Annotated in this window: 15 protein-coding genes; 8 read left to right on the forward strand and 7 right to left on the reverse strand. The window is 72.4% G+C overall.

Annotated elements, in window-relative coordinates:
* Positions 1–11 precede the first annotated feature (11 nt).
* The gene (locus BXA10_RS07410) at positions 12–569 is read right to left on the reverse strand and encodes a helix-turn-helix domain-containing protein (RefSeq protein WP_175649138.1); all 558 of its coding nucleotides are present in this window, start codon (positions 567–569) and stop codon (positions 12–14) included.
* 61 nt (positions 570–630) lie between these two features.
* On the opposite strand from BXA10_RS07410, the gene BXA10_RS07415 reads away from it, so the two are divergent.
* Positions 631–1,848, forward strand: coding sequence for a benzoate/H(+) symporter BenE family transporter (locus tag BXA10_RS07415; RefSeq protein ID WP_076468952.1), 1,218 nt, complete (start codon positions 631–633; stop codon positions 1,846–1,848).
* Between the two features lie 14 nt (positions 1,849–1,862).
* Here BXA10_RS07415 and BXA10_RS07420 read toward each other — a convergent pair whose 3' ends face one another.
* The 4 genes from BXA10_RS07420 to BXA10_RS07435 all read right to left on the reverse strand — a co-directional run bounded on the left by BXA10_RS07420 (position 1,863) and on the right by BXA10_RS07435 (position 3,817).
* Positions 1,863–2,231: a hypothetical protein gene (locus tag BXA10_RS07420; RefSeq protein ID WP_076468955.1), complete on the reverse strand. Its 369-nt coding sequence runs from the start codon at positions 2,229–2,231 to the stop codon at positions 1,863–1,865.
* A gap of 59 nt (positions 2,232–2,290) precedes the next feature.
* Complete coding sequence (locus BXA10_RS07425) at positions 2,291–2,542, reverse strand: hypothetical protein (RefSeq protein ID WP_076468958.1); 252 nt, start codon at positions 2,540–2,542, stop codon at positions 2,291–2,293.
* 81 nt (positions 2,543–2,623) lie between these two features.
* Positions 2,624–3,094, reverse strand: coding sequence for a large conductance mechanosensitive channel protein MscL (mscL, locus tag BXA10_RS07430; RefSeq protein ID WP_076468961.1), 471 nt, complete (start codon positions 3,092–3,094; stop codon positions 2,624–2,626).
* 39 nt (positions 3,095–3,133) lie between these two features.
* Positions 3,134–3,817, reverse strand: a complete 684-nt coding sequence (locus BXA10_RS07435) for a FadR/GntR family transcriptional regulator (RefSeq protein ID WP_076468963.1) — start codon at positions 3,815–3,817, stop codon at positions 3,134–3,136.
* Between the two features lie 50 nt (positions 3,818–3,867).
* Here BXA10_RS07435 and BXA10_RS07440 point away from each other — a divergent pair, with 50 nt between their 5' ends.
* Positions 3,868–5,151, forward strand: coding sequence for an MFS transporter (locus BXA10_RS07440; RefSeq protein ID WP_076468965.1), 1,284 nt, complete (start codon positions 3,868–3,870; stop codon positions 5,149–5,151).
* Between the two features lie 10 nt (positions 5,152–5,161).
* Here the strand turns inward: BXA10_RS07440 and BXA10_RS07445 are convergent, their stop codons facing one another.
* Positions 5,162–5,518, reverse strand: coding sequence for an STAS domain-containing protein (locus tag BXA10_RS07445; RefSeq protein WP_076468967.1), 357 nt, complete (start codon positions 5,516–5,518; stop codon positions 5,162–5,164).
* A 163-nt stretch (positions 5,519–5,681) separates the two neighbouring features.
* Between BXA10_RS07445 and BXA10_RS07450 the strand changes: the two genes are divergently transcribed.
* From BXA10_RS07450 to BXA10_RS07475, 6 genes are read left to right on the forward strand one after another with little or no spacing between them, the layout of a single operon-like run.
* A complete protein-coding gene (locus BXA10_RS07450) occupies positions 5,682–6,539 on the forward strand; it encodes an STAS domain-containing protein (RefSeq protein WP_076468970.1) in 858 nt (285 codons plus the stop codon).
* The gene (locus tag BXA10_RS07455; RefSeq protein ID WP_076468972.1) at positions 6,539–6,961 is read left to right on the forward strand and encodes an STAS domain-containing protein; all 423 of its coding nucleotides are present in this window, start codon (positions 6,539–6,541) and stop codon (positions 6,959–6,961) included. The genes BXA10_RS07450 and BXA10_RS07455 overlap by 1 nt, the downstream gene beginning before the upstream one ends.
* Complete coding sequence (locus BXA10_RS07460) at positions 6,958–7,377, forward strand: ATP-binding protein (RefSeq protein ID WP_076468974.1); 420 nt, start codon at positions 6,958–6,960, stop codon at positions 7,375–7,377. The genes BXA10_RS07455 and BXA10_RS07460 overlap by 4 nt, the downstream gene beginning before the upstream one ends.
* Positions 7,378–7,415: 38 nt before the next feature.
* Positions 7,416–8,387 (forward strand): SpoIIE family protein phosphatase, encoded by a 972-nt coding sequence (locus tag BXA10_RS07465; RefSeq protein ID WP_076469289.1) that lies wholly within the window; start codon positions 7,416–7,418, stop codon positions 8,385–8,387.
* Positions 8,384–9,742 carry a sensor histidine kinase gene (locus BXA10_RS07470; RefSeq protein WP_076468976.1) on the forward strand — a complete coding sequence of 453 codons (1,359 nt, stop codon included), beginning with the start codon at positions 8,384–8,386 and terminating at the stop codon, positions 9,740–9,742. The genes BXA10_RS07465 and BXA10_RS07470 overlap by 4 nt, the downstream gene beginning before the upstream one ends.
* 1 nt (position 9,743) lies before the next feature.
* Entirely contained in the window at positions 9,744–11,282 is a 1,539-nt protein-coding gene (locus tag BXA10_RS07475; RefSeq protein ID WP_076468978.1) for a SpoIIE family protein phosphatase, read from the forward strand.
* Between the two features lie 439 nt (positions 11,283–11,721).
* On the opposite strand, the gene BXA10_RS07480 is transcribed toward BXA10_RS07475, so the two are convergent.
* On the reverse strand, positions 11,722–12,540 hold the full coding sequence (locus tag BXA10_RS07480; protein ID WP_076468980.1) for a helix-turn-helix domain-containing protein: 819 nt from the start codon (positions 12,538–12,540) through the stop codon (positions 11,722–11,724).
* Positions 12,541–12,564 lie beyond the last annotated feature (24 nt).

Here is a 12,564-nt window from a genome sequence, read left to right on the forward strand (position 1 = left end):
GCGCACGCCCGTCAGCGCCGCGGGTAGCGCAGCAGCAGGCTGGCGGTGACCTCCTCGTCGCCGACCGCCGCGTAGCTGTGTGGCACATCGGAGTCCCAGCGCAGGTACCCGCCGGCCGCGGCGGTCGACGGCGCGTCCGCCGGACCGGCGCGCAGCACCCCGGAGAAGACCGTGACGTGTTCGGTGACGCCGGGCTGGTGCGCCGGGGAGAGCTGCCCGGTCCCGGGGGAGACCCGCATCCGGTAGAGCTCGTAGGTCGCGTCGGCGTCGGTGAACACCTCGAGCACTGTGGCGTGCACCGCCGCACCGTGCACGGTGGGCGCCGCGGCCGGTTCGGCGAGCACCGCGGTCAGCGGTACGCCGAGCTGGGCGGTGACCGCGTAGAGCGTCTCCAGCGTGGGGTTCCGGGTGCCGTTCTCCAGGCCGGACAGGGTCGCCTTCCCCACGCCGGCGAGCCGGGCCAGGGCGGAGAGCGAGATCCCCTTCTCCTCGCGCAGTCCACGTACCCGGGCGCCGATCACGCTCGGATCGGCGTCGAGGGCACGGTGCCCTGGTGGTGGCTGAGGCACCTCGCTATGGTGCTACAAACCACCGTTCCGTAAACGGAACGCCGTGGGAGGGGAGGGTGGCGTGGCGGTACGACTCCAACCCGTGCTGGCGGGCGTGGTCACCGCGCTGGTCGGCTTCGCCAGCTCGTTCACCGTCGTACTGGCCGGCCTGCGGGCGGTCGGGGCCGACACCGAGCAGGCCGCCTCCGGACTGCTGGCGCTCTGCGTGGCGTCCGGCCTCGCCGCCACCTGGCTCGGCCTGCGCCACCGGATGCCGATGAGTGTCGCCTGGTCCACCCCGGGCGCGGCGTTGCTGGTCGCTACCGGGCCGGTGCCCGGCGGCTGGCCCGCCGCCGCCGGAGCCTTCCTCGTCTCCGGAGCGCTGATCGTGGCGGCCGGGCTGATCCCGCCGCTCGGCCGCGCGGTGGCGGCCATCCCGAAACCGATCGCCGGCGCGATGCTCGCCGGCGTGCTGCTGCCGCTCTGCGTCGCGCCGGTACGCGCCCTGGTCGAGGTGCCCCGGCTGGCCGGCCCGGTGGTCGTCGCCTGGCTGCTGCTGCACCGGTACGCCCGTCCCTGGGCGGTGCCGGGTGCGCTGGTGGCCGCGGTGGCGGCGATCGCCTCCACCTCGTCCGGCGCCGGCCTCGGCGCGGTTGACCTGCGCCCGGTGGTCGAGCTGACTCCGCCGTCCTGGAACGTGCCGGTCCTGATCGGACTCGCGCTACCGCTCTTCCTGGTCACCATGGCCGCGCAGAACGTGCCCGGCACGGCGGTGCTGGTCGGCTACGGCTACCGGCCACCGTTCACCGCCGCACTGCGGACCACCGGTGTCGCCAGCCTGCTGGCCGCCCCGGCCGGCGGTCACGCGGTGAACCTGGCCGCGATCACCGCCGCGCTGGCCGCCGGCCCGGACGCCCACCCCGATCCCGATCGGCGCTGGATCGCCTCGGTGACGGCGGGGATCGGTCTCGCCCTGCTCGGGCTGGGCGCCGGGGCAGCCACCGCGCTGGTGGCGATCGCCCCGCCGGTGCTGATCGAGGCGGTCGCCGGGCTGGCCCTGCTCGGCGCGCTGGCCACCGCGCTGACCTCGGCGGTGACCTCGGCCGTGGCCGAGCCGGAGCGACGCGAGGCCGCGGTGGTGACCTTCGTGGTCACCGCCTCCGGGGTGGCCCTGCTCGGCGTGGGCGGCGCGTTCTGGGGGCTGGTAGCGGGCTGCCTGATGCTCCTGCTCTTCCGTCGCCGCCGACGTGCCCAGCCGGATCCCGTACCGGACGCGGAGCCGGTGCTGAGCCGGCGTTGACCGATCGGTTCGGGTCACTCCTCGGCGGGCAGGTCGGCGGCCGGGACGTCGAGGCGTACCCGGCCGTCGGTGACGGCGCCGATCCAGTCGGCGGGCACGTAGACCGCCCCGGTGCCGGCGAGCTCGGTGCTCACCTTCAGGTAGCCGCCGTGCATCAGGCGGGCGGCCAGGTCCGCCGGCACGTCCGGCTCCCGGACCGCGGTCGACTCGATCAGCTCGTCCAGGCTGCTGCCCGGGTCGGCGGTCGGTGTCTGCACCGTCACCGCATTCGGGTCACCCCGCTGGACGAGATCCACCGTGCCGACCTCGACTCCGTCGGCGTCGATCACCGGCATCCCGGTGGTGATCCGGGAAATGGTCTGCTGGTCGCCCTGCTGCCTCATCCCGACGCGGTTCCCGGGGCGACGCGACGCTAAACGCCACCCGGGGCCGACCCGGAGGGTCAGGTGCTCGGCGGGCCCCAGCCGCCCGGCGGGCGCGGCGACAACTCACGCCAGCCGTCCGTGCCCTCGAGCAGCGCGCGGACCGTCTCCTCGGCCTCGTCGGCACTGTCGTACTCGTAGAAACGGGAGACGCCCTCGGCGCCGCCGGCCCGCTGCTCGACGTGCCACCGGTCGCCGTCCACGCGGAGGAACACGTCCCGCCGCGCCAGCCGCCCCCATTTCCCGTTCCACCAGTGCTTCCGCTGCTCCATGCGCGGACTCTATCGAACATACGTACGAGAATGTGCGGCCCCCACGGGAATCCCGCGGGGGCCGATGTGTCGCTGCCTGGTTCAGCGCGCGGTGGGCGGTTCGTGCCGGCCGAGCATGTCGTCGAGCGCGCCGCGCTGCTGGGCGGGCGTCCGGTGACCGGCCGCGACCAGCGCGTCGCGGATCTCGGTGAGCAGCTTGACCTCCTCGCTGGGCGCGGCGGGCGGCGGCTCCTCGCCCCGCCGCCGCCGCTCGGCCAGCTTGTTCATCGGGTAGACGACCAGGAAGTACAGCGCCGCCGCGGTGAGCAGGAAAGTGATCAGCGCGTTGAGGAACGCGATCCAGTCGAACTCGATGCCGCGGATCTTCGGGGCAGTGCCGGAGATGCCCTTCGTGCTGCCCGTCACGAGCAGCACGAAGACCCGGATCAGCGGGTCGAGGAACGACTTGGTGAGCTGGGTCACCACGCCTGTGAACGCGGCACCGATGACGACACCGACCGCCAGGTCGACGACGTTGCCCCGCATGATGAAGTCTTTGAAGCCCTTGAGCATCCGTACTCCCGCGCTGTCCGGTTTTCCGTCCGGGACAACCTATGCCTTGGGCACCGGCTCCAGGAAAGCACCGGCCTCGCGGGCCGCCCGCTCGGGATCACCGGCCCGGATCGCGTCGACCAGTCGGGCGTGGTCGATGGGATGCTCCGGGGTCATCGTCGCGCCGATCGTCTGCGTGAGGCTGCTGCGCAGCGCGGTGCCGACCGAGGAGTACAGCTCGGCGAGCATCCGGTTGTGCGCCGCGGCGACCACCGCCGTGTGCAGGGCGATGTCGGCCTCCACGAACTCGTCGGCCCGGCCGCCGTGCCATGCGGCCTCGCGGGCCGCGAGCGCGTCGTCGAGGGCGGCCAGGTCCTCGGGTGTACGCCGGAGCGCCGCGAGCCGGGCGGCCTCCACCTCGAAGGCGCGGCGTACCTCGATCACCTCGGTCATCCGGTCGTCGGTGAGCTGACGGGCCACCACGGGAGCGAGTTCGTCGGTCGACACCACGTACGTCCCGGAGCCCTGCCGGCACTCCAGCACCCCGGCGTGCTGGAGCGCCCGGACCGCCTCGCGAACCGTGTTGCGCCCGACCCCGAGCGCCGCGACCAACTGGGGCTCGGTGGGGATGCGGCTGCCGACCGGCCATTCGCCGGCCAGGATCCGCTCCCTGAGCTGGGCGATCGTCTCGCGTATCCGCTGCCCGCGGGGCGGCACCGGCGGGGAATCGACTGATGGTGTCACTGGTTACATCACCGGCCCGGAATTCATCCCATGATTGTAGGTTCAACCGCATGACACCGCCGCCCCCACCGGCCGCCGCCGGTTTCGCGACCGTCGCCGACGTGCCCACCGCTCCGGAGTCGCCGGCGCCCGGGACGCGTCCCGCCGGCCGTCCAGCCACCGGAGGGGCCCTGGTACTCGCCGGCATGCTCCTCGTCGCGCTCAACCTGCGCGCCGCCGTCACCAGCCTCGGAGCCCTGCTCGACGAGGTGCGGGACGGCATCGGGCTCTCCGGCACGACGGCGGGCATCGCCACCACCCTGCCGACGATCGCGTTCGCCGGACTCGGGGCGCTCACCCCGTGGCTGGTCCGCCGGTTCGCGCCCGCCCGGATGCTGGTGGCCGGAATGGTCGTCCTCGTCATCGGTCAGGTGCTGCGGGCGGTCACCGACTCGGCGGTGGTGTTCCTGCTCACCAGCGCACTGGCCCTGGCCGGCATCGCGGTCGCCAACATCCTGCTGCCGATGCTGGTGAAACAGCACTTCCCGCACCGCGCCGGGCTCATCACCGGGGCGTACACCATGACCCTCACCGCGGGGACGGCGGTGGCCGCCGCCACGGCGGTGCCGATCGCGCACGCGTTCGGTTCGTGGCGTGCCGGCCTGGGTGTCTGGGCCGCGCTGGCCGTGCTGGCGGTGCTTCCGTGGGTGCCGTTGGCGCGGCGCGCCCGATCGCCGCGAGCCGCGGCCGTCACGGCGGGGCAGTCTCCGGCCCGGATCCGGCCCGCGCGGACCCGGCTCGGCTGGGCCATGGCGATCTACTTCGGCGCGCAGTCGCTCAGCGGGTACGCGATCATGGGCTGGCTGGCTCAGCTCTTCCGCGACTCCGGCTTCCAGCCTGAGCAGGCCGGCCTGCTGCTCGCCGGGGTGACCGCGCTCGGCGTGCCGATCGCCATGCTCATGCCGACGGTGGCCGGTCGGCTGCGTACTCTGCACCCGCTGGTGCTCGGGCTGACCGTCGCGTCGACCCTGGCGTACGTCGGACTCGCGTTGGCGCCACACGGCGGCGCGCTGCTCTGGGTGGCCCTGCTGGCGATCGGCCAGGGTGCCTTCCCGATGATCCTGGCCGCCATCGGGCTGCGCGCCCGTACGCCAGAGGGAACGGTGGCGCTCTCGGCGTTCGCGCAGAGCGCCGGCTATGTCATCGCGGCGCTCGGCCCGTTCCTCGTCGGCGTGCTCTACGAGCGGACCGGCGGCTGGACCGCGCCGATCGTCCTCCTGCTGGTCGCCCTCGCGGTGCAGACGAGCGCGGGCATAGCGATCGCCCGTCCCCGGCACATCGAGGACGAGCAGTAAGCCGGAAGGGTCAGGAGGAGGCGGGTGTCGGGTCCCCGGCGACCGCCTGTTCGACCGTCGGGTACGTCTGAAGCACCTCGACCAGGCCGCTGACCTCGAGGATGCGCAGCACGCCCCGCTGAGGCGCGGCCAGCCGGACCACGCCACCCACCTCGTCGCAGCTGTTCTTGGCCCGTACGAACACCGACAGCCCGGTGGAGTCGCAGAACGAGACCTCCGCCAGGTCGAACACCAGGCGGCTGCGGCCCTTGTCGAGCAGGTCGGTGATCTGATCCTGCAGCTGCGGTGCGGTCGCCATGTCCAGCTCGCCAGCGACCGACACGACGACCACGTCGCCGCGCTGTTCCGTGTGCACCGTCAGGGACATTCGCCAGACCTCCTGTTATCGGTGGAACGGTATCCCACGACCCCCGCCGTACGCGGAACGGGCGCGGCGATCTGGTGGCCAGCATCATTCCATTGCTGCGCGGCAAGTAGTTGGGCGGGTTCCGGTGATAGAGTCCGCCCGGTCCGGGTCGAGGGGGTTGGTAATGGCGTTGAACGCCGAGGAGAGCGGCCGGCTCGCAGCTCTGCTGAGCGAGCACGTCGACCAGGTCACGCAGCGCTGGACGGAGGCCGTGGCGGTGCAGCTGCGCGGCCGGCTCAGCCAGGCCGAACTGCGTAGGCAGCTCCAGGAACTGCACCGGGCCATCCTCACGACGGCCGAGAACGGGATCGTCGACGTCGACGCCGAGCACGCCGCCGAGCTGCGTGCCGTGCTCGGCGAGCTGTCCCGGGGGCGGGCCCGGCAGGGCTTCTCCGCCACCGAGACGGCGATCAGCGTCTACGCCCTCAAGGAAGTGCTGCTGGAGCTGCTGGAGGCCCGCGGCGGCGAGAGCGTCCTCCGCGATTTCGTGGCGTTCTCCGGCCTTATCGACCAGATGGGGCTGTTCACCTTCGAGAGCTTCGTACGCACCCGGGAGGGTCTGATCGCCGACCAGGCGGAGCAGCTGCTCGAGCTCTCCACCCCGGTCGTCAAGCTCTGGGACGGCGTGGTCGCGGTGCCACTGGTGGGCACGCTGGACTCCGCCCGGGCCCAGGTGGTGATGGAGCGGCTGCTCCAGACCCTGGTCGACACCGGCTCGCCGTACGCGATCATCGACATCACCGGCGTACCGGCGGTGGACACCCAGGTCGCCCAGCACGTCTTGAAGACCGTGGTGGCCGCGCGGCTGATGGGCGCGGAATGCATCATCTCCGGCATCCGGCCGCAGATCGCCCAGACGATCGTGGCGCTCGGCATCGAGTTCGGCGACATCGCCACCAAGGCGAGCCTCGCCGACGCGTTGCGTCACGTGCTGCGCCTGTCCGGCGTGGAGACGTCGCGCCGCTCCCGCCGGGGGGCCTGATGGAGCGGGTACCGATCCTCAAGATCGGCGACATCCTGCTGGTCTCGATCCAGGTCGACATGTCCGACCAGACGGCGCTCCAGTTGCAGGAGGATCTCGCCGAGCGGATCGTGTCGACCGGCAGCCACGGTGTGATCATCGACATCACGGCGCTGGACATCGTCGACTCGTTCGTCGGTCGGATGCTCTCCACCATCGCGTCGATCTCCAAGGTGCTCGACGCCGAGACCGTCGTGGTCGGGATGCGTCCGGCGGTCGCCATCACCCTGGTCGAGCTGGGCCTGTCGCTCAACGGCATCCGGACCGCGCTCAACGTCGAACGCGGCATGGAGTTGATCGCGGCCGCGCGCCCCGACGAGTCGCCGGACGACGACGAGTTCCACGACGAGACCGACGAACCCGAGACGACGGATTCAGCGTGACCACGGGCATCGACCTGAGTCAGCCGCAGGCGCAGGCGATCCGGAGCGACGAGGACGTGGTACGCGTCCGACAGCTGGTGCGTACGGTGGCGGTGGCCGCGAAGCTGTCGCTGGTCGACCAGACCAAGGTGGTCACCGCGGCCAGTGAGCTGGCCCGGAACACGCTGGTCTACGGCGGGGGCGGCAGCGTCGAGGTGACGACCATGGACAACGGGCGGCGTCGCGGGGTGCGGATCGTGTTCGCCGACTCCGGGCCGGGGATCGCCGACCTGGACCTGGCGCTCACCGACGGCTACACCACCGGCGGTGGGCTCGGCCTGGGGCTCAGCGGCGCACGCCGGCTGGTCGACGAGTTCGACATCGACACCGGGGCCGGCAGAGGCACTCGGATCACCGTCACCAAGTGGGCTCGGTGAGCGAGGACACGATCACCGACCACGGGCTCTGGTTCCGGATGGAGCCGGGCAGCACCGGCAGCGTCGTACGGCGGGCTGCCGAGCGCCTCGGCCGCCAGCTCGAGCTGGGGGAAGCTCGTACGGCGGATTTGATCATCGTCGTCGCCGAGCTGACGAGCAACCTGGCCAAGCACGCCGAGGACCCGGCGCTGCTGCTCCGCCCCGTCCGCCGTGCGGACGAGGCGGGTGTGGAGCTGATCGCCGTCGACTCGGGGCCCGGCATGGCGAACCTCGCGACCTCCTCCCGGGACGGCCACTCGACGGTCGGCACCCTCGGCATCGGCCTCGGCGCGATAGTCCGGCAGGCCACCTGGTTCGACGGCTACTCGCTGCCCGGCCGGGGTACCGTCCTCGCCGTCCAGGTCTGGCCGTCGGAGATCGGCGAGACGCCCTGGGTCGGCGGGCTGACCCGCCCGCTCGGCGGCGAGACGATCAGCGGGGACGGTTACGCCGTCCGGGTGATCGAAGGACGCCGCCAGGTGCTGGTCTCCGACGGGCTGGGGCACGGCCCGCTGGCCGCCGCCGCAAGCGACACGGCGATCGCGGCCTTCCACCGCGCCCCGGCCGGGCCGCCGGCAGCGGTGGTGCAGCACCTGCACCGGTCCATGTCGCACACCCGGGGAGCCGCTCTGGCGGTGGCCGAGCTGGGCCCGTCGGCCGGTGTCCTGCGCTACGCCGGCCTGGGCAACATCGCCGGACAGGTGATCGCGTCGGACGGGCGGCGCCGCGGTCTGGTCTCCCTGCCCGGCATCGCCGGGCACCAGCGCCCGGTGGTACGCGAGTACGACTACCCCTTCGACGCGGGCGCCCTGCTCGTGATGCACAGCGACGGTGTGGTGGATCGGTGGCAGCTCGACGACTACCCGGGGCTCGTCGAGCGCTCCCCGCTGGTGGTCGCCGCGACGCTGCTGCGGGAAGCGGGCACCCGGCGGGACGACGCCTGTGTGCTGGTGGCGAGGGCACCCGCATGAGCACCGCACCCGGCCGTCGGCCGCTGCTCCAGATGCCGCTACGCGTCGAGCACGACATCTTCGTGGTGCGCCAACGGGGCCGGGAGGTCGCCGCGGCGGTGGGCCTGGAGCACCAGGACCAGGTGCGGGTGGCCACCGCGCTCAGCGAGGTGGCCCGGGACCTGCTGGGTGTGACCGGCGGCGCGGACGTGACGTTCCACGTCGACGAGGCGCCCGACGGCCGGCAACACCTGCGGGTGGATCTGGTTCCGGTCCGCCCGCTGCCGCACGACCGGTACGAGCCGCAGTCCGCCGCTGTGGTGCGGCTCATGGACAGCCTGGGCGCGATCGGGGCCGGTCGGGATACGGTCGTGAGGATGTCCCGACGTGTCCCGGTCACCGCGCAGGCGCTGACTCCGGCGCGCCTCGAAGAGCTTCGTGCCGAGCTCGTCCAGAGCGCCCCGGGCAGCGCCCTGGACGAGTTGGCGGCGCAGAACCAGCAGTTGATCGCGGCCCTCGACGAGGTGCGTCAACAGCGGGACGAGCTGGCGGTGCTGAACGAGGAGCTTCAGGAGACGAACCGCGGGGTGCTCGCGCTCTACGGTCAGCTCTCGGAGGAGCTGGAGGCGACCAACCGCGGCGTGGTGGCGCTCTACGCCGAGCTGGACGAGAAGTCCGCCCAGCTGCGGGCGGCGAGCGAGTCCAAGAGCAGGTTCCTGGCAAACGTCAGCCATGAGCTGCGGGCGCCGGTGACGGCGATCATCGGGCTCGGCCGGCTGCTCGCCGATTCCGCGTCGGATCCACTGACCGGTGAGCAGTCCCAGCAGGTGGAGCTGATCCGCTCGTCGGCGACCGATCTGCTCACCCTGGTCAACGAGCTGCTCGACCTGGCCAAGGCGGAGTCCGGCCGGATCGAGCTGAACGTGGCCGAGGTGGACCTGCGGCCGGTCTTCGGGCAGCTGCGCGGCACGCTGCGCGCGGTCGCCACCCGTCCAGAGGTGAAGTTGGTGGTGGAGGAGCCGCCCGCCGCCACGCTGCGCACCGACGAGGTGCTGCTCGGTCAGGTGCTGCGCAACCTGCTTCACAACGGGTTGAAGTTCACCGAGCGGGGCGAGGTGCGGCTGCGCGCGCTGCGACGGGACGACCACTGGGCGCTGACGGTCACCGACACGGGTCCCGGTATCGCGCCCGAGCTGCACGAGCGGATCTTCGAGGAGTTCTACCAGGCGCCGGGGACGACACGCGTCGGTGGTACCGGGCTCGGCCTGCCGTACGCCCGGCGGCTAGTGACCCTGCTCGGCGGCACTCTGGAGCTGACCAGCGAGCCGGGCCGGGGAAGTACCTTCACCGTCACCCTGCCCGTGGGCGGAGCCTGACGTGTCCACCCAGCCGACCGTGCTGGTGGTCGACGACAGCCGGACCAAGCGGTACCTGCTGGTCAGCTGGCTGACCCGCGCCGGCTTCCAGGTGATCGAGGCGGAGAGCGGCACCGAGGCGCTGACCCGGGTCGAGACCGACCAGGTGGATCTGGTCGTCCTCGACGTCCGGCTGCCCGACGTGAACGGCTTCGAGGTCTGCGAACGGATCAAGAACTTGCGTCCGTCCACGCCGGTGATCCACGTGTCGGCGCACGCGGTGGACGTGGCGGACCGGGCCCGGGGGCTGACGCGGGGCGCGGACGCCTACCTCGCCGAGCCGATCGAGCCCGACGAGCTGATCGCCACCGCGAACGCGGTGCTGCGTTACTACCAGGCCCGGCAACAGGCCGAACTGCTCGCCGCGCGGATGCTCGCGCTCGCCGACACCACCGTCGCGGTGCACGCCGCGTCGACCTTCAGGCAGCTGCTCGGCGCGGCTGCGGCCGGTGCCGCCGAGATCTTCAGGAGCCCGGCGGCGGTGATCGCCGAGACCGCTGACGGCGAGTACCTCGCCGGGGTGGCCGCAGGCCGGGGCCTGGACGTCACGACCGTGCCGTGGGTGGTCCGCGACGACAGTGTCGTGCCGGTCGGCACGACGGTCCGGGTCAACGATCCGGCCGAGTGGGCGTTGCTGGACTGGCCGGCCGGTGACACGGTGACGGTGGCCGCCGCCCGGCTGCGGGAGGACCGGCCGCCGCTCTACGTCGTGGTCCCCACCAGGACCCAGACCGCCCGTACTCCGGCCCTCGTGCAGCTCGTCCAGGCCCTGGCGGCGGCGGTGGAGGCCCAGCGCTCGTACGACGAGGAGCACCGCATAGCGGTGACGCTTCAGCGCAGCCTGCTCCCGCGACGGCTCCCGGAGATCAACGGTCTCGACCTCGCGGTGCGCTACGAGCCGGCCAGCGCGCGGACCGAGGTGGGCGGCGACTTCTACGAGCTGGTGATGCTCGATGGGCGCCTGCTCCTCGCCGTCGGTGACGTGGCAGGGCACTCGCTGCACGCGGCGACGGTGATGGCCGAGCTCCGGCACGCCGTCCGGGCGTACGCGGTGGAGGGGCACCAGCCGGGCGCGATCCTGCACCGGGTCAACGAGTTGATGCGTACGTTGCTGCCGAACGAGTCGGCGACCCTCTGCCTGCTGTTGCTGGAGCCGGCGACGGGTCGGGTCCGGCTGGCCAGCGCCGGCCACCTGCCGCCGGTGCTCAGCCTCGACGGCAAGGTCGAGTTCGTCCAGCACTCCGCGCCGCTGCTCGGCGTCCGCGCGGATCGCCCGGAGGACCTGGAGTTCGTGCTGCCGGTCGGGGCGACGTTGGTCTTCTACACCGACGGCCTGATCGAGCGCCGGGACGCGACCATCGACGAGGGGTTGGCGGCGTTGGCGGACGTCGCCGCGCAGGTCGACGACGACCTGGACCGGTTCTGCCAGCGGCTGCTGGTGGAACTCGCCCCGCCCGAGATCAACGACGACGTCGCGGTGGTCGTCCTGCGCCGCAGGTGAGAGCGTGGCGCCGTTCGCGCTGCGGTTGCACAGCGTGATCGTGGACGCCCGACACGCAGCGTTGTCGCGAGTCACGGTCGACCACCACCGCCTCGCTCGCTTTGCTCTGCACCCGAATACGCACCACGGCTTTGACCTGCACTCTTTTTAGCTGGGGTCGGCGCGCGGGTTGCTTCGAGGAGTGACTGTGGGTTAGTGGCGCGTATGTGGGTGCAGAGCAAAGTGTTCGAGTGAGAGTGGTCGGGTGAGAGGCCGCGTTGCGCTCCGTGACGCCGGTGTCGACCCGGCATCGACATCGGGATCGGGATCGAGGGGGCCGGCCATCGAGGTCGGAGCCGGCATCGAGGTCGGGTCCGGCGTCGAGGTTGGTGTCTAGGCCGGTGTCGGGCGGGGACCGGAGGTCCGGGCGCGGGGATCGGGCGAGCCGGGTCGGGCCGGGTCAGGCGAGCGAGCGGGTGTACGCGGCTGGGGACATCCCGGTGGCGGCGGTGAACTCCCGCACGAGGTGGGCCTGGTCGCTGTAGCCGAGGTCGGCGGCGAGCCGTGCCCAGTCCGGTGCCGGCCCGTCGGCGGCCTGCTCGATGACCTCCTGGATCCGGTAGCGCCGGATCACCCACTTCGGGCCGACGCCGACCCGGTCCAGGAAGAGGCGTTGCAGCCGGCGGGTGGTGAGCCCGTGCCGCCGGGCGAACGCGTCCACCCGAAGCACCGTGCGGTCGGTGCGGATCTCGTCGACCAGACGGATCACCTCGTCGGTGGCGGGGTCCGCCGTTTGCGGTTTCCAGCCGGTGAGCAGTTCGTCGAGACGGCAGCAGCGATCGGCGTCCGTACCGTCGCAGGCGCCGCCGCTGTGGTCGCGGGCCGGCGGCCAGTGCTCGGCGAGGTCGGCGAGCGGCCGGCGGCGGCCGGTCAGTTCGGCGACCGAGCGCCGCCAGAACGGGTGGAAGCCGCCTGGCCGGAACTGGACGCCGCTGACCCGTCCGGTGCCGGTCAGCGTGATCGAGAAGAGGGTCAGCCCGACGCCGGCCACCTCGCCGGACTCCGGGCCGTCACCGTCGCGGCGGAAGACCACGTTCACCGCGGGATGCGGTACGACCTGCTGCGCGAACGGTTCGGTCAGCTCCCAGTCGACGAGCCAGTAGTGCTCGACCCACGGGCGTAGTGCGGGGGCCGGCAGATGCCGACGGAACCGGACCTGCCGCAGCAGCCGGCCGGGGGCGAGAATTCCCCGGCTGTCGCCACGCGGTCGCTGTCGCATTTTTTCAAGACCACCCTCATACGC

Origin of the sequence: Micromonospora avicenniae (genome assembly GCF_900156065.1) — a bacterium.
GTDB classification, from domain to species: domain Bacteria; phylum Actinomycetota; class Actinomycetes; order Mycobacteriales; family Micromonosporaceae; genus Micromonospora; species Micromonospora avicenniae.